Here is a 15242-nt window from a genome sequence, read left to right as displayed (position 1 = left end):
TGAAACCTTGGCGGGCTTCTGCCAGCAGAGCCCGCTAGACCGTGATTAGAGGACAAGACCATGAGCGCAATCGAAGGTGAGCTGGGCATACTTGCCCGCCGGCGTATCGAAGCCGAGATTATCAAACCCATTTACGAAATCCTGGTGCGGGACTACGGCAAAGAGCAGGCGCAGGCCGTCATCGGCGAGGCTGTTTCGGGGGCCGCGATCGCTGCAGGTCGTCAGTTTGCGGCTCGCGAACCTGAGGGCCCAAGCCTTGAAGGGTTCGTGGCATTGCAGGAACTGTGGGAAAAGGACGACGCGCTGAAGGTCGAGGTCATCGCCAGTGACGCCACGCGATACGACTACGATGTTCACCGATGCCGCTACGCCGAGATGTACCAGGAGATGGGCCTTGGCGAGATCGGTCATCTGCTGTCTTGCAACCGTGATGAAGTCTTCATCGTGGGTTACGATCCCAACGTCAGCCTTGAGCGTACGACAACCATCATGGGCGGTGCGGCGCGTTGTGACTTCCGTTATCGGCTCAAGGAAAAACAATCATGAGCCAAGTGCCGAGGATCAACGCGGATCGGCTCTGGGGCTCGTTGATGGAAATGGCCCAGATTGGGGCGACTCCGGCTGGCGGCGTTAGCCGGCTTGCCCTGACTGAGCTTGATCGACAAGGCCGCGATCTGTTCGTACGTTGGGCCCGGGAGGCTGGGTGCACTGTACGCGTGGATGCGATGGGCAACATCTTTGCCCGTCGCCCCGGTCTGCGCGATGACCTTCCGGCGGTGATAACGGGTTCCCATGGAGATTCCCAGCCGGCGGGAGGAAAGTTCGACGGCATTTACGGCGTACTCGCGGGAATCGAGGTATTGCGAACCCTTAACGACCTGGACATCCAGACCGGGCGCCCGATCGAGATTGTGAACTGGACGAACGAAGAGGGTTCTCGTTTCGCGCCGGCAATGATCGCTTCAGGCGTTTTTGCTGGGGTTTATGACTTGGAGTATGGGCTTTCTCGCCTGGATGCGCAGGGCATTTCCATTGGCCAAGCCTTGCAGGAGATCGGCTATGCCGGCCCGCACCCAGTTGGAGGGCTGCGTATCCATGCGGCGTTTGAGCTGCATATTGAGCAGGGCCCGATCCTGGAAGCGGCTGGGATTGACATCGGTGTGGTAACCGGAGCTCAGGGCCAACGCTGGTTCGAAGTGGAGTTTACCGGTCGTAGTGCTCATGCAGGCACCACGCCGATGAGCCACAGGCTCGATGCGGGGCTGGGAATGGCTAGGGTCATGGAGCTCGTCAATCAGCTCGGACTTGAACAAGGGGAGGAGGGGCGAGCCACGGTAGGCTGGGCGAATCTCTATCCCAATTCACGCAACGTTGTGCCAGGCCGAGCGCTCTTCAGTGTGGAGTTTCGCCACCCAGATGAAGCAGCGCTTGAAGACTTGGAAACCAAGCTCCGTGAAGGCGTGGAGGCCATTGCCAGTGGTATTGGCTTGGGTCAGGAAGTCCGTCGGATTTTCCAGTACTCGCCGATCGCCTTCGACGAGGATTGCATCAGTAAGGTTGCTCAGGCTGCAGCAATCCATGGCTACTCACAGAGGCGCATTATCTCGGGTGCCGGGCATGATGCTTGCTACCTCAATCGCGTTGCACCAACAGCCATGATTTTTATCCCATGCGTAGACGGTCTGAGCCATAACGAGGCCGAGCACAGCCACCCTCATTGGTGCGAAGCCGGTGCCAACGTATTGCTTGGAGCATTGCTGGCAAAGGCAAACGAAGTGAGCGATGAGTGCCGGTGAGCCAGTTTTACTCGTGAACGGACAGGGCTGTGGTTAGCCGGGATGGCGATACAGCTAGCCGCCAGCGACATCCGTGCCGCTGGCTTTTTCGCCTGAACGGCCTGGGCATGGTACCCAGGCTTTCCATTCGCATCGACGATTTCTAGATCATGCTGACCTGATGAAGGCGCTCATTTCATGGAGCGAACCTGTCACTCCCATTCGGCTTTACCAATGGCCAGGCCGTGCAATCCGTTGTAGCTAGCTCGCTGCGGCGAATGCCAACCCTCGAGCAGCTCGCTTTCCAGTCGATAGATCTCTACACCCAGTGGACGACATACAGTAAGGGGGTCCTGTGCGTCGGGGCCCCACATTGGCAGGGAGAGGTCGCCCCCTGGGCAGGTCGAGAGCGCGCAAAGCACGTCAATCTCGGCGAAGAATTCCAGGTAGTCACCTTGCTGCGCGGGACAGGCCTTCATGAAATACATGTCGTCGTGGTTCAGGCCTGTGCATTGGAAGATGTTCAACACATCGTGCACGTCGAACTCAGTCAAGCCGTGAGGCAGTACGGCGCGGGTGAGGTTGGAATGGCAGTGGTGATGAAAGTCTTCGCCGGTGAGCATCTTGTTGACGTAGGGGTCGCAGCGGGTGCCAAGCAGGTCATGCAGGCGGCCGCCATGTTCATCGATGCCATAACTGGCCAGGCTGTCGTCAGTGATGGTCACCAGCGGCCGCAGGAATGGCAGGTTGGACCAAAGCCGATCGTAGGTAGACACGTGAGCGCCTTGCAGCTGGCGGGTGCGGGCCGCCCACAGGCGTTCGCGCGGATCGTTGGCGTTCCAGATGTTGAAATCGCCCACCTGCGGACCCACCGGGGTAGTAACGCGGAACACATGGCCGGCGGGAACCTTCCACGCACGTCCAGTACGGATCGGCACTTCGAAGGATTCGACCAGTGTGCGGCCATCCTTGCTTTCTCGGATGCGGTCGTAGAAGGGTTTGTCAACCTGCAGGGCGGCACCTTTGCTGACCTGGTAGGCGGCGGGGTAGTCCTTGTACATGGGGGAGTCTCCGGTTTCAGGAACGGGAAGGACGACTGAACAGATCGAGCAGTTCGTGCTCGGAGTCGTCCAGATAACGGGTCATGGCCTCGGCGGCATCATTACGCCGGCCATCCGCGAGCAAGTCGTGGATTTCGCGATCGCGCTCGAGCCACGGTCGCTGGAAGTTTTCTTCGTTGGGCGCTACTGCGAATACGAGGCGCATTTGCGCAGCGATATTGGTAAAGAAGGCGTCCAGCAAAGGGCTGCGCAACAGCCCGACGATGTGCTGGTGAAAGCGCAGGCTGTGCGTGCCGAACGCTTGCCAGTCCTCGCGGTCCCGGGCCAGTTCTGCCGCCTCGATGGCGTCGAGCATCGAATCAGATTGGTACTCGCGCAGCGGCTTGCTGCCCAAAATAGCTTGTACCTCAAGGGTGCGACGCACCAGGAACAGGTCGCGCACTTCGGCCAGGCCCAGGCGGCGAACCATCACACCTTTATTGCGCACGTAAGTGGTCAGTCCCTCGTGACCGAGCTGGTGAAGGGCCTCGCGTACGGTGTTGCGTGAAGCGTTGTAGCGGCTCGTGAGCTCCGCTTCTACCAGCGCCATGCCGGACAGCAGGCGCCCGCCGATGATGTCTTCGCGTAGCTCGCAGGCTACTTGGTCGGCCAGGGACAATGCCGGTGTTGCAGGGAGTTTGCTGTTCATGCCAGTTGCACATCCTTCAGGAAGCGGCCCATCCGTTCGCTGCGGTTATCCAGCAAGTCGCGAGGCGCCCCGGCTTGCACGATCTGGCCCCGTTCCATGAACACGACGCGGTCGGATACCTGGAAAGCGAACTTCATTTCGTGAGTCACGATGACCATGGTCATACCTTCGCGGGCCAAGTCTTCGATGACTTTCAGGACATCACCCACCAGCTCAGGATCGAGTGCGGAGGTGGGTTCGTCGAATAGCATCACGCGTGGCCGCATAGCCAAGGCTCGGGCAATAGCGACACGTTGCTGCTGTCCACCGGAGAGCTGGTGTGGGTACTTGCCGGCGTGGTCGCGAAGGCCCACCTTGGCCAATAGCGAGAGGCCCAAGGCCTCCAATTCTGCGTTGCTGCCATGCCCGTGGTGGCAAGGCGCGAGCATCACGTTGTCCAACACGGTTTTGTGGGGGAACAAGTTGAACCCTTGGAATACCATGCCGACCTGGACGATGCCTTCCAGATGCAGGCGGTTGGACAAGCTGCCACCGTGCTCTTGGTGGCCGCGCAGGAAGGGGGCGCCGCAAAGCTCGACGTGACCGCGATCCAGGGCTTCCAGGCCATTCATCGTGCGGATCAGCGTGGTTTTGCCTGAGCCGGAAGGGCCGATGATCGACACTACCTCACCAAAGCGGATGTCCAGGTCGATGCCTTTCAGCACTTCGAGTTCGCCGTAATGCTTACGAGCACCGAGCACCTGCAACGCGTACTCGCCTTGTCGCTGCGGTGGTGGTGATACGGGCGGGTTGGCCTTGCTGTCCGGTACGACGCGAGGTTTGCGCTGGCTCACGTCCAAGTGACGCTCCAGTCGCTTGAGCAGGTAACTGAACACCGTGACAATCAGCACGTAGTAGAAGGCCACCGCCAACATTGTCTCCATCACCAGGAAGTTCTGTGTGTAGAGCTGCTGGCCCACCAAAAGAATCTCCGACAGCGAGATCACCGAGACCAGCGAGGTCAGCTTCACGATGGTGATGTACTCGTTGGCCAGTGTTGGTAACGCCACCCTCAGCGCCTGGGGGATTACGATCAGCCGTTGGGTGCCGGTATAGCCAATGCCCAGCGCTTTGCTCGCTTCGTGCTGGCCCTTGGCAACCGCCATGAGTCCGCCGCGATGAATCTCGGCAATGTAGGCTGCTTCGCTCAGTACCAATGCGATCAGCCCAGCCGCGTAGGGGTTTGAAAGCAGAATGCTGGTATTCGGGAAAACCTGGGGCAGGTTGTAGACGAATATCAGCAGTACCAACAGCGGCAGGCTGCGGAAGAACCAGATGTACGCTGCCGCGGCCCGGCTGAGGGCGCCATTGCGCGACTGGCGAGCCAGCGCCAGGAGGAAGCCTAGTGCAATGCCAGCCAGCCAGGTTTCAACACTCAGTTCGACTACCGTGCCGACTGCCTTCCAGAAGTCACTGTTGACCAGCAGGCTCGCGGTGTAATGCCAATCGAATTGCATACTTGTCACTCCGGATCACTGAGCAGCCGCTTGAGGGGGTTGTCCGAGGGCTTTGGCGACTTCCGCCGGGCTTGGTTCGGCAAGGTTGTAGCGACTGAGCAAGGCCTGGTACTCACCGCTGGCTTTCATGGCAGCCAACCCTTGCTGCAGCTCACCAAGCAGCGACTCATTACCCTTGCGTACGGCCAGGCCGATCACCACTGGGTAGATCAACGCTTGAGAGCTGATTGCGATGCGACCCTTCAGCTTGTCAGCCGTAATCGAAGCTACGGCTGCGTCTTCGAACTGAACGTCTACGGCTTTGGCCAGTAATGCCTGGGCAGCCTCCGGCGAAGTTGGGAATTCACGTGAATCAATCGGAGGGAGGCCATTGGCTTGGCAGTAGCTTTCGGACAGGGCCATCAATTTGGGAATCCACGAGCCCCCTTTGATGGAACCGATGCGCTTCCCGCAAAGGTCTTCCGGCCGCTGGGGGTGGAAACTGTCGCCGGTGCGGATCATCAGCGACGCACCACTTTTCAGGTATGGCAGGAAGTCCACTTGGGCGGCGCGCTCAGGTGTTACATAAAGGGCCGATGCCACTACATCGAAGCGGCGAGCGTTGACACCCATCACCAGGTTGGCAAAGCGCGTGTCTTGAAACTGCGGGGTCAGTTTTAGCTGCTTGCTGAGAAGCGTCATGAACTCCGGATCAAAGCCTGCGGGTTTGCCTTGGGCCAGGTAGGTATAGGGGGGGTAGGTTAGATCCGAGCCAATTGAGAGGTGGTTGGGCTGAAGAGTGCTTTCAGCGGCCTGTGCTTGCACAGCACAGAAGGCTAGGGCGATGTGGAATGCGATTGCTTTGGACATGGGGTCGCTCCAGGGATGATTGTTCAACAATCTGTGCTGGAGTGTTAATCAAATGCCGTGCCAATCGATGTCGCGAGGTGAAATTGCCTCTACGGATAGCGCCTGTTGGTCAACAATGGGGCGCCGGTTTCCACTATGTGCAGGTTTTGGTGCGCCGCTTTGATGAAATTGGGCATTCATACACGGCGAATTGACGTAATTGGCAGTCAGGGCAGGGTGGTTGTGTTTCCTTCGTCCGCTTTCATCCCCCCTGACCAAAACCGACTGACATTGATTGAGGGGCAGTTGCTTCGAGAGCAGAGAGCCAGATTTGAGCCACACCATGGCTGGACTTTGATCACACGATCAATATCGAGGTCGCCGGGGATGACCATGCAGGAGTGGCCTATGAAGCAAATACAAGCTTTACGTGGACAATGCCAAGCTCGCGCCATAACGATAGCGCGCTGAAAAATCATCTTGTCCCGTCGTCATATTCGGATGTAGCCACCTACTGGCTGGCAGACATGTGAAGGTTAGGCGCGGCGCAGAATGCATTGAGTTACGCTGATGGACAGGCCTCACCATCACGGTGAGGCCAGTTCAGAGGCTTAACGGGACTTCGGATACCAGTTGCTTTTACTTGGGCTAATTTCGCCCGGGCGGTATCCATACCTGGCTTTCAACACCGGTATGAGCTCTGCGTACAGATGGCTCAGTGTATCCAGGATCATGGACACGTAGAGCTCGAACGATGGGTGCTTGCGCCAGTACTCGCCATGGATCGCATTGGTGAGGGAGCGATCGAACCACCCACGCAGTGCCAGCAGGACACCTTCGATGCGGGTCTCTAGGCTTTCACTGGAGAGCGCCTGCTTCCTACCCTCAGACTTCATTTTTTCACGCTGCAAGAAGTTGCCCGGGAAATAGCCTAGAGCTTCACCTGCTTCATGCAGCTTCTCGTGTACTTCGCGGTGAGCATCACGATCTTCTTTGAGATCGGCTGCAAAGGTGAAGTCGCAGAATGTGCATTTGCTCGCACCATTACGGTCAGGTGAGATGTGCACATGGAGCATCAGCCATTGGTCATACCGGCGAGTGGCTTCGTGGTAACTCCTGACGCCCAGTACCTGGACTGCTGCGATGTCTTGGCGCTGACTTAACTTGAGCGTGGGGTTAGTTTGCTTGAGCTCTTTGGCGAGGCGTTTGACTTGCTTGATGTGGCTGTAGGTAATTTGCATTTTTCAGCTCTGCAAAGGGCTGGCCTGGCGTCCACTACGAGGCAACCTGATGAGAGTCAGGTTGGGTGTTTCAACTGTCACGATAGTGCTAAAGCTTCGCTGGTGTGGACTGCCGGCACCTACCGAGCACCTTGGCACGGAGACTACCACTCTTGTCTTTGGCTAGCAATCTGCGGTAGGCCGGGAGGTGGTCTGTTTGACGTTCGGGCGTCGACCAATAGCCCCAAACGGCTCAAGCGAAGACGAATGGCTGTTTTTGATACGTGGAAGTGATGGCTCAGATTGTCTGAAACCAGTCGGAAGCTTCGGTAATTCACAGGCTGGTGGTCGAGGTAGAGGAGGCCGTGTCCTCGGTTGTGGATGTTGTAAACCACTGCGAGTAACGCGAGCCGTTCGAGTAGCCTCATGGTTGGCATCAAGAGAAACGAAGCGAATGCATTGGCCTGCCACTCCAGTCGCTCCACGTCGGTTCTAGGTATTCGGACGCTATCGTGCTGTTCCATATCGCTCGCATGCAGCCGCTCCCGTTTCAGATAAGCACCGTGACCCAGGTAGTAATGGCCTAACTCGTGAGCCAAGGTGAACCGGGCGAGCGGCGCATCCTTGTCGTCTGTGAAAATCTGGATCTCCGTAGGTGAGAATGAGATGCCACCCAGGGCAGATCTCGATGGCCCGCTGAAAATCACCTCCAGCCCGCTGCGTGTGCGCTCATGGTCAATTATCTTCCCCAGATCAACATGACCACTGGTGTAGCCAGTGAGCTGTAGTACCTCTGTTGCCCTTTCCTCAATCTGCTGTAAGGAGAGGAACGCGACCGTTTGCCTAGTCGCAGGTTTACGCTGAATTAGCTGCCGATAGCCTGTGACTTCCTTGCCAAACTCAGAAAAAAGGCATTGGAAAACACCTGCCAATGAATTCGTGTAACCCCGAGGAGTGGCGGCGTAGGTGGTGTAGATTGCAGGCTGGAACGAGGGGGCGATGAGCGCGTTCAGGATTTCAGTGCTCCTGCGTTCAGATGCGCTCACAGCACCCATGAGCAGGGAGCGCGAGAGTTCCCAGGTGAAATTTCCCTCGTCGAGGTATCGAACTACCGCCATGCCTTTGTTCCTGGCGAAATTCAGGGCACTCGCCTGGAATGCGCTCGCGGCGACAAACATGCCTTTGGCGTTATGGCCGGTGACCTGTCCAATCTTGGAGCTGAACTCCTCGACGTCATTGATCGGTATGGTGCTGCCGTAGTTCTTGCACTCAACCAGCATGATCACAGAAGGGTTATTAAACCCTGGAAGCGTCACCTCGATGGAGATATCGAACACGATGTAGTCCTCTCGCTCTCGAGAGAAGTACTTAGGTTTGCGTTGAATGGTGGTGAACTGAGGAGCGAAGAAGAGGTTCCCGGCCTCAAGCTCACGGCTCAGGTACTCGAACACCTTCTGCTCAAAGAGATCACCTTTGTGATAGGTGCTGAGTTTCGGGGTTTCTAGGGACGTCATTTGGCTCTGCAGGCCTACTCCAGCGCATTAGCTCAAGCACAATAGCGAAAAGCCATGACTCATCCAAGCGCTGCTTTGAGAGGGATGGGAGGGAAGGGGGCTGACACAGGTCAGCTGGCCGGATCAGCCGGGCGATGCGATGCCCCGACCCCGGAATCTGTGGGCGATGTGATGTTTGGCTATCGAAATGGGCGCGTCGGTAGTCTTTCCTTGAGCCTTCGCCATACCTCGCACGCATCGTACGAGAGGGAAAAGGTATTTCCAGCCGCGCCTTGGTCCAGCCTAGGATTTTCGCGACTACTCGATATCGCCCATGCAGCATGTCGAGCCCTGGCTATTCGTCGCGTGCGGAGATAACTACAAGATGAGCACGACCTGTTCGATCCCGGATACACTCGATCATGCACCCCTTTCCAGCTATCAAGTGCTGGTCTTCAGCCTGTGTTATTTGGTGGCCATGCTGGATGGTTTCGACACCCAAGCAATTGCCTACACCGGCCCGGCGCTAATGACGGCTTTCAACTTGGCGCCAGGCGAACTTGCTCCAGTGATGACTTCGGGTGTCATTGGTATGGCAATCGGTGCGATGACTCTGGGACTGTTGGGTGACAGAGTAGGGCGGCGGCCAGCGATCCTGGGTGCCGTTTTTCTGTTTGCATGCGCTACGCTGGCCACGGCATTCGCTCAAAATGTGACTCATATTGTGATGCTGCGCTTTCTTGCAGGGCTTGGGATGGGTGGGGCTACACCCTTGCTGCTCGCCTTGGCGGCAGAGTATGGGCCCGCACGTCACCGTGGTGCGATTACCACGGGCGTTCTGCTTGGGCTACCAGGTGGCGCGATACTCGGCGGGCTACTTGCTGCCAAACTGATGCCGCATATAGGTTGGCAAGGTATCTACGTCATCGGAGGCATTGCGCCTCTCGCGCTGCTGATTGTGCTGGCAGTGCTGCTGCCCGAATCTATGCAGTTGCAAGTGGCCAAAGGCATTCATGTCAACCGGGCACGTCGGACACTGCAGCGCATCACGAGGCAACCGGTACCTGAACACGCACGCCTGACGATTCATGAACAAACCGTAAGCAAGGCCAGTGTGAGCGCGCTGTTCGCAGGCGGGCTTGCTCGAAATACCGTCGCGGTGTGGTTGACCTACCTGTTCAACTGGATCGCCTGGTTCATGCTCTTGTCGTGGTTGCCTACCGTTCTGAAGTCGGGTGGTCTGGATGCCGATTTAGCGCCTTACGGCACTGTGACTGTCAATGCCGTGTTCATCGCCTGTGCAATCCCATTGTCTATTCTGCTGCCCAAAGTGAATACGCGCAGCATTCTGCTGGTGATGTTGGCCACAGGGATCGTGGTTGCGTTTGGCCTTGGACTAGCCGGACAGCAATGGCCGCTGGTCTTTGTGTTGATCGGGTTGGCGGGTTTCGGCATAGGCGGGCAGCAATTGGTGCTGAACTATCTGATCGTCACAGCCTACCCGACGGCGCTGCGCGCTACCGCCACGGGCTGGGCGATCGGCGTGGGTCGAGTCGGCGCCATCATCGGGTCAGCGATCGGTGGTGTAGTGCTGGAGAGCGTCGGGCCTTCGGGCTACTTTGCCAGCCTGGCGTTACCCCTGATCTTGGCAATAGCCACTGTCACGATCATCCGAGTTTCGCGCGATGATGCACAAGCGCCTAAACAGCTCGTTTCTGCGCATTGAGTGTGCGGGCACTGGTGCTGTAGTCCAAGTCATGGTGGCGTGCCGTTGTTACGAATATGGGTCTCAACCGGAACGTCTTCGGTGGACTTGAAGCTAATACGCATCACGGCACGCACATAGATAGAGATCGACTGCAGGGTGATTCGTGTCTCGCGATCTCTACGTTACCCCAGTACATGACCCCTAATCAGTGCCATATCACTCCTGTCCAACCTGGACGCTATCCCTGCGTCTCACTGACAACGGTTTGCGCACTCATCAGTGGAGTTCTGGTGTTGAATAGGTCAAGCAAATGTCTTCGCATAGGCTAATCTCGTTCCTAGCTGAGCGAAGATACGCCAATGTAGAGAACGGGTGGGATTTTATAACATTCAGGATTTTTACATTGGAAATTGGTGGTATTGAGTGTGCAAGGGTGCCATTTTTCGCCAAGCTACTTACGGTGCGCCAGTATTTTCAATGCAATCACTAAGAGTGAAGGATATGGAAAGTAAACCGGTAGAAGTAAGTTTTGAACGCCCCCAGGTGGTTGATATATCCAAGCCGGAGATAGCCACGCTTGATACAAGGTGGATAAATTTTGATTTCCAGTTTTCGACATGGGTCGACGATCATCGGCATTGGGATGCACCCTCAAATCTAATTATCTATAACGACGGAAGCTGGTTTGCATTTGCAACGCACTTGGCCCAGATGCGACGCAACAACAATGTGGGTTTGGATCTCGGTTGGGGCTGCAAATTTGAGGTTGATGTTCAGTTCAAAAATGCCCAGGGAGCGGTTATCTACGCGCGAACCTATAATCTAGCCTCTCTTCACTACAAAGGCTCTGTCGACAACAAGACCCAGCAAGGAACGGATGCCAGTTACGCCGCAGTGAGCGGGCAAATTGCTACTGGCTCAGCGACTAGATGGCTCAGGGAATATAAATAATATTGTTCAAGGTCGCTGTGGCAATTCTTTAACTATTGATAATTGAATAGCATCAGCTTTTCTTTTGCTTGAAGTTGCAAAGGCGAGCTAAAGGCGGTCGCGACCGGCAGTCTTCTGTCAAAGGCTGCCGGTCGCGTGAGGCCAATGGAGCATTCGAGGTTTACAGGACTGAGAGACCATCGCCTGGCACTGAATTGAAGTCACAACATAAATTTAACATAATATGCATTATGAGTAATATCGTATGGAGCTACCGGGGCCAAGGGTGGACAGATTTGAAGCCAAAGCCCTGCGGCAAGGCTCTGGCTATTTCTGAGTTCTCAGTATGAGTCAGGCCTGAGCACGTGAGGCTCAAGCTTTGTCAGGACCAGTGCCTTCTGCGTCAGGACAGCTTCGCGGAACGAGACATCCCAGCTTTTAGCGACCCGGACGTAGCCTTCAGCGATCAACCAGTGAACGCACTGGCCGAAAAAGATTTCCTCTGCACTAGGATCAACCGTTTTCGAAATACCAGTTGGCAATGTTGTCCAGCCGCCGACGACCTCGAAGCCTACTGACGAAGCATCAATATCGGCAGCATTTGGGAATCTATTGGCCAAATGAGCAAAGACTTTGCCTACCACCAGGTTGAAATCTCTAACCTGCGTTAACTCCATAACTCTCTCCATGAATGGTCGTTGAGCTTCCGGGGATAGCCAGAAGCCAGCATCATTATGCCTCAGGTAAAGAAGCGATCAGGTGATGCCGACGCCACACTAGCGAAAGCTCAACGTTCCTTGCAGATCTGGGCCGAAAGGTCATCGGCCTCACTCAATAGAAAACACATGCAGAACGTGGGGTCAGCCAGGTCGTCAAAAACGAAAGTCAGTGTTGCTCTAGCGCGAAATGGCACACAGGAATTGGACTATTCCTAGCCAGGCAGATGAGCTACCCTGCCATTACAATATGCAATAAAAGAATAACTACACTAAATGAGTATTTAGTGTAGTTATTGATACGGCGCTCGCGAATGTCACCGCGAAACACGCGATCATACCCTCCTACACATCCGGTAATGGCAGCACGAGCCTCTATGAGTGACGCCAACGGTGCGAGTTGGCGGTATGCTGAAGCGACTCTCACTCGGGACACAGATCATGCTCAGGTCGATGCTGTTGCTCGCAATCACGGCAGTTGCAGGTTGTCAGGCGCCCATGCCAACCGCCAACACACAGATGGCCTGGGTCGATCTCTCGGTGCCCTTTCCCAATGACAAGGTATTGATGGCCGAACGGCTGGATAATGAGCGTTTGCGCGACGGGCGCTTTTTCCAGGTGAGCCCAGGTAGCCATGTGTTGCTCGTCCGGTTCGACTATGAAGTGGGCGGTGGCGGTGGCATGAGTTTGATGGGTGGCACCACTGTTCGCGAATGCTATCTGACCATTCCGTACGCTCATTTCAAAGCGGGCGAACGTTATCTGCTGGAGGCTCGCTCGATGGCGCTGACACCGGAGGCACGGTTGTACGATGCCAAGCGCGAGGTGGTGGCAGAGGTCAGCGAATTCTATTGCCTGTGATTATCGCTGTCGGCGCGCGAGCGCTGAGCTTTGTACTGGTAGCGCGTCACGGCGATTACTGTTGGTTGCCCGTGCGCCTAGAACTCCACCCTACCCCGCCCCGCCTTGACACCGCCGCGCCTGGCTTTTGCTTCGAGGCGGCGGGTCTTCGAGCCTAGGGTCGGCTTGGTGGGACGGCGTTTCTTCTCGGTCTTGCCGGCAGTGATGATCAACTCGGCAAGGCGCGTCAGTGCGTCAGAACGGTTCTGCTCCTGGGTACGGTACTGTTGGGCCTTGATGATCAAGACGCCGTCGGCGGTGATGCGACTGTCACGCAGCGCCAGGAGCCGCTCCTTGTAAAACTCGGGCAGCGACGAGGCGGGAATGTCGAAGCGCAGGTGCACGGCGCTGGACACCTTGTTGACATTCTGCCCACCTGCGCCTTGTGCGCGGATGTATGTCAGCTCGATGTCGGCATCTGGCAGATGCACGTTGTTGGAGATGGTCAGCATGGCATGGCCCTTGTGATTGCCCTCCATTATCACAGCCTTAGCCATTGCTCAGGCGTAAAAATTCCAGGTTGGCCCAGCCCAGCCAAGCATCACCTCATTGCGCCATGGGTGAGGCGCCCTCCCTCCGCTGCTGAACAGCCGCTCTTCGACCTGGTGGGCTGGCCATCCAAGGGTTGCCGCGAGCCCATTTACGTTGTTGCAGTAATCAACGTAATCGACCGCTGTCACTTTATCGTCGACGATCACCCGAAGCGCTTGAGGGGCTTTGAGTTTCTGAGCTTTCGCTGCTGACGTGTAATCCTTACGTACCGCTGGGTAAGCACCTTGGCCACTCAAGAGATGCATGCTGCGCGCTGTCCATTGATCCAAAATGTAAGCGTTTTGCGATGGTGCAGCAAAAAACAGAATCTTGGTGAAATAGGCGGGCCCCATGCCTGGCAAGCTTTTCGTGTCCCTGAGCGTGGAGAACGCCTGAAATCCTGACGCAGGTGTATGCTTCCCTGCCCGCACATCGGCGCACACTGCTAGACAGTTTGCACGGGCAGCCCAGATCCGCCGTCCGTTACCCCGCTGCATACCTCCCCACGCCATCGTGCTCAAAAAGCAGCTTTCGACCGAAACTGAGGGGTCTGCCCAGAGCGCTCTCAACGCTGATCGGGACATTGGCGCCTTGGACAGGCTGTACAAGCGTCCCAACCCAGGTTGCACCGACTCCGCCCAGTCGTGCGGTGAGGCGCCAGTCCAGGGCGTTGGAGGCGTGATGTTCAGACGCTGGAAAAGAGCGACTTTAGCGGGATTGAGTACGGGAATCATGGGAGGGCCTGAGTCGTCCTTGTCGGTGGCAGCATTATGCCATACCGACAGATTCGTTGATCCAGGTTAAGGTTGCCTCAAAATGCCTTGAGTAAAATGCGGGCTCCGCACCCTCACGGGGAATCTGGCATGACGATCATCGTAACCGGCGCCGCAGGATTCATCGGCAGCAATCTCGTTCAGGCGCTCAATCAACGCAACGAAACCAACATCATTGCCGTCGACGATCTGACCGATGGCGACAAGTTTCGCAACCTGGCCGACAGTGAAATTGCCGATTACCTGGACAAGGACGATTTCCTCGACCGGTTCAACCGTGGCCAGTTTGGCAAGGTGCGCGCCGTGCTGCACCAGGGTGCGTGTTCGAGCACAGTCGAAGCTGACGGTCGCTTCATGATGGATAACAACTACCGATTCAGCCGTGACTTGTTGGCGTCTGCGCAGCAGCAAGAAGTCCCGCTCTTATATGCATCATCGGCAGCAGTATACGGCGCAGGACGCGATTTTCGCGAACAACGCGAATGTGAGCGCCCGCTGAACGTCTATGGCTATTCAAAATTCCTGTTCGACCAGCAAGTTCGCCGGCAATTGACGGCAGCACGCAGCCAGATCGTCGGCTTACGTTATTTCAACGTCTACGGCCCCCATGAGCAGCATAAAGGTACGATGGCGTCAGTGGCCCTGCATTGCTTCAACCAGTTTCAGGCCAATGGTAAAGTCAGCCTGTTCGGTAGCTATGGCGACTATCCCAGCGGTGGCCATCTGCGTGACTTCGTCGCTGTCGAGGATGTGGTCAAGGTCAACATGTTCTTCCTTGATCGCCCTCAGTTGAGTGGCCTCTTCAATGTGGGCAGTGGTCGCGCCCAGCCGTTCAACGACGTTGCTTTGGCCGTGATCAATCGACTGCGCGAGCAGCAAGGCCAACCCTCGTTATCTCTCGAGATGGCCTTGCTTGAGGGTGTACTGGAGTACAGCGAATTTCCTGATCATTTGCGTGGCAAATACCAGTGCTACACCTGTGCCGACCTGGCTCGCTTGCGCGCTGCCGGTTACAAGGCACCTACATTGACCGTCCAGCAAGGCGTGGCCCGCTACTGCGACTGGTTGCAGGGTATCCAAAGCCCGCCGCCTGCTCCATTCAAGCAAGCGGCGGCAGCTTGAT

Annotated in this window: 15 protein-coding genes; 6 read left to right on the top strand and 9 right to left on the bottom strand. The window is 56.6% G+C overall.

Annotated elements, in window-relative coordinates; translation table 11 throughout:
* Window positions 1-60 precede the first annotated feature (60 nt).
* Window positions 61-546, top strand: coding sequence for an L-2-amino-thiazoline-4-carboxylic acid hydrolase (locus ACNFBR_RS23000; RefSeq protein WP_416736936.1), 486 nt, complete (start codon window positions 61-63; stop codon window positions 544-546).
* Entirely contained in the window at window positions 543-1796 is a 1254-nt protein-coding gene (locus ACNFBR_RS22995) for a Zn-dependent hydrolase (RefSeq protein ID WP_416736935.1), read from the top strand. The genes ACNFBR_RS23000 and ACNFBR_RS22995 overlap by 4 nt, the downstream gene beginning before the upstream one ends.
* A gap of 191 nt (window positions 1797-1987) precedes the next feature.
* On the opposite strand, the gene ACNFBR_RS22990 is transcribed toward ACNFBR_RS22995, so the two are convergent.
* The 6 genes from ACNFBR_RS22990 to ACNFBR_RS22965 form a co-directional block, all read right to left on the bottom strand.
* Window positions 1988-2836, bottom strand: coding sequence for an urea carboxylase-associated family protein (locus ACNFBR_RS22990; protein ID WP_416736934.1), 849 nt, complete (start codon window positions 2834-2836; stop codon window positions 1988-1990).
* Window positions 2837-2852: 16 nt separating this feature from the next.
* Window positions 2853-3524: a GntR family transcriptional regulator gene (locus ACNFBR_RS22985; protein ID WP_416736933.1), complete on the bottom strand. Its 672-nt coding sequence runs from the start codon at window positions 3522-3524 to the stop codon at window positions 2853-2855.
* Window positions 3521-5020: an amino acid ABC transporter permease/ATP-binding protein gene (locus ACNFBR_RS22980; RefSeq protein WP_416736932.1), complete on the bottom strand. Its 1500-nt coding sequence runs from the start codon at window positions 5018-5020 to the stop codon at window positions 3521-3523. The genes ACNFBR_RS22985 and ACNFBR_RS22980 overlap by 4 nt, the downstream gene beginning before the upstream one ends.
* A gap of 15 nt (window positions 5021-5035) precedes the next feature.
* Entirely contained in the window at window positions 5036-5869 is an 834-nt protein-coding gene (locus ACNFBR_RS22975) for an ABC transporter substrate-binding protein (RefSeq protein WP_416736931.1), read from the bottom strand.
* A 590-nt stretch (window positions 5870-6459) separates the two neighbouring features.
* Entirely contained in the window at window positions 6460-7089 is a 630-nt protein-coding gene (locus ACNFBR_RS22970; RefSeq protein WP_416736930.1) for a hypothetical protein, read from the bottom strand.
* 143 nt (window positions 7090-7232) lie between these two features.
* On the bottom strand, window positions 7233-8582 hold the full coding sequence (locus ACNFBR_RS22965; RefSeq protein ID WP_416736929.1) for an ImmA/IrrE family metallo-endopeptidase: 1350 nt from the start codon (window positions 8580-8582) through the stop codon (window positions 7233-7235).
* Window positions 8583-8895: 313 nt separating this feature from the next.
* On the opposite strand from ACNFBR_RS22965, the gene ACNFBR_RS22960 reads away from it, so the two are divergent.
* Together ACNFBR_RS22960 and ACNFBR_RS22955 are read left to right on the top strand one after the other, a co-directional pair.
* Entirely contained in the window at window positions 8896-10287 is a 1392-nt protein-coding gene (locus ACNFBR_RS22960; RefSeq protein WP_416736928.1) for an MFS transporter, read from the top strand.
* Between the two features lie 483 nt (window positions 10288-10770).
* On the top strand, window positions 10771-11220 hold the full coding sequence (locus ACNFBR_RS22955; protein WP_416736927.1) for a hypothetical protein: 450 nt from the start codon (window positions 10771-10773) through the stop codon (window positions 11218-11220).
* Between the two features lie 320 nt (window positions 11221-11540).
* Here ACNFBR_RS22955 and ACNFBR_RS22950 read toward each other — a convergent pair whose 3' ends face one another.
* Window positions 11541-11876: a hypothetical protein gene (locus tag ACNFBR_RS22950; protein WP_416736926.1), complete on the bottom strand. Its 336-nt coding sequence runs from the start codon at window positions 11874-11876 to the stop codon at window positions 11541-11543.
* A gap of 480 nt (window positions 11877-12356) precedes the next feature.
* On the opposite strand from ACNFBR_RS22950, the gene ACNFBR_RS22945 reads away from it, so the two are divergent.
* Window positions 12357-12776 carry a hypothetical protein gene (locus ACNFBR_RS22945; RefSeq protein WP_416736993.1) on the top strand — a complete coding sequence of 140 codons (420 nt, stop codon included), beginning with the start codon at window positions 12357-12359 and terminating at the stop codon, window positions 12774-12776.
* Window positions 12777-12853: 77 nt separating this feature from the next.
* On the opposite strand, the gene arfB is transcribed toward ACNFBR_RS22945, so the two are convergent.
* Both arfB and ACNFBR_RS22935 read right to left on the bottom strand, forming a co-directional pair.
* Complete coding sequence (arfB, locus tag ACNFBR_RS22940; protein ID WP_416736925.1) at window positions 12854-13267, bottom strand: alternative ribosome rescue aminoacyl-tRNA hydrolase ArfB; 414 nt, start codon at window positions 13265-13267, stop codon at window positions 12854-12856.
* Between the two features lie 48 nt (window positions 13268-13315).
* Window positions 13316-14080, bottom strand: coding sequence for a hypothetical protein (locus ACNFBR_RS22935; protein WP_416736924.1), 765 nt, complete (start codon window positions 14078-14080; stop codon window positions 13316-13318).
* A 129-nt stretch (window positions 14081-14209) separates the two neighbouring features.
* Between ACNFBR_RS22935 and rfaD the strand changes: the two genes are divergently transcribed.
* The gene (gene rfaD, locus ACNFBR_RS22930; RefSeq protein ID WP_416736992.1) at window positions 14210-15241 is read left to right on the top strand and encodes an ADP-glyceromanno-heptose 6-epimerase; all 1032 of its coding nucleotides are present in this window, start codon (window positions 14210-14212) and stop codon (window positions 15239-15241) included.
* The last annotated feature ends 1 nt before the right edge of the window (window position 15242 follow it).

Source organism: Pseudomonas sp. NY11955 (assembly GCF_048068035.1).
GTDB lineage: Bacteria > Pseudomonadota > Gammaproteobacteria > Pseudomonadales > Pseudomonadaceae > Aquipseudomonas.
Note: the sequence above shows the minus strand (reverse complement) of the source record. Positions and strands in the feature narration are given on the sequence as shown.

Excerpts from the sequence above, each read along its gene's own strand:
- ACNFBR_RS23000 (WP_416736936.1), top strand. The coding sequence starts at position 61 with ATGAGCGCAATCGAAGGTGAGCTGGGCATACTTGCCCGCCGGCGTATC.
- ACNFBR_RS22995 (WP_416736935.1), top strand. The coding sequence starts at position 543 with ATGAGCCAAGTGCCGAGGATCAACGCGGATCGGCTCTGGGGCTCGTTG.
- ACNFBR_RS22990 (WP_416736934.1), bottom strand. The coding sequence starts at position 2,836 with ATGTACAAGGACTACCCCGCCGCCTACCAGGTCAGCAAAGGTGCCGCC.
- ACNFBR_RS22985 (WP_416736933.1), bottom strand. The coding sequence starts at position 3,524 with ATGAACAGCAAACTCCCTGCAACACCGGCATTGTCCCTGGCCGACCAA.
- ACNFBR_RS22980 (WP_416736932.1), bottom strand. The coding sequence starts at position 5,020 with ATGCAATTCGATTGGCATTACACCGCGAGCCTGCTGGTCAACAGTGAC.
- ACNFBR_RS22975 (WP_416736931.1), bottom strand. The coding sequence starts at position 5,869 with ATGTCCAAAGCAATCGCATTCCACATCGCCCTAGCCTTCTGTGCTGTG.
- ACNFBR_RS22970 (WP_416736930.1), bottom strand. The coding sequence starts at position 7,089 with ATGCAAATTACCTACAGCCACATCAAGCAAGTCAAACGCCTCGCCAAA.
- ACNFBR_RS22965 (WP_416736929.1), bottom strand. The coding sequence starts at position 8,582 with ATGACGTCCCTAGAAACCCCGAAACTCAGCACCTATCACAAAGGTGAT.
- ACNFBR_RS22960 (WP_416736928.1), top strand. The coding sequence starts at position 8,896 with ATGCAGCATGTCGAGCCCTGGCTATTCGTCGCGTGCGGAGATAACTAC.
- ACNFBR_RS22955 (WP_416736927.1), top strand. The coding sequence starts at position 10,771 with ATGGAAAGTAAACCGGTAGAAGTAAGTTTTGAACGCCCCCAGGTGGTT.
- ACNFBR_RS22950 (WP_416736926.1), bottom strand. The coding sequence starts at position 11,876 with ATGGAGTTAACGCAGGTTAGAGATTTCAACCTGGTGGTAGGCAAAGTC.
- ACNFBR_RS22945 (WP_416736993.1), top strand. The coding sequence starts at position 12,357 with ATGCTCAGGTCGATGCTGTTGCTCGCAATCACGGCAGTTGCAGGTTGT.
- arfB (WP_416736925.1), bottom strand. The coding sequence starts at position 13,267 with ATGCTGACCATCTCCAACAACGTGCATCTGCCAGATGCCGACATCGAG.
- ACNFBR_RS22935 (WP_416736924.1), bottom strand. The coding sequence starts at position 14,080 with ATGATTCCCGTACTCAATCCCGCTAAAGTCGCTCTTTTCCAGCGTCTG.
- rfaD (WP_416736992.1), top strand. The coding sequence starts at position 14,210 with ATGACGATCATCGTAACCGGCGCCGCAGGATTCATCGGCAGCAATCTC.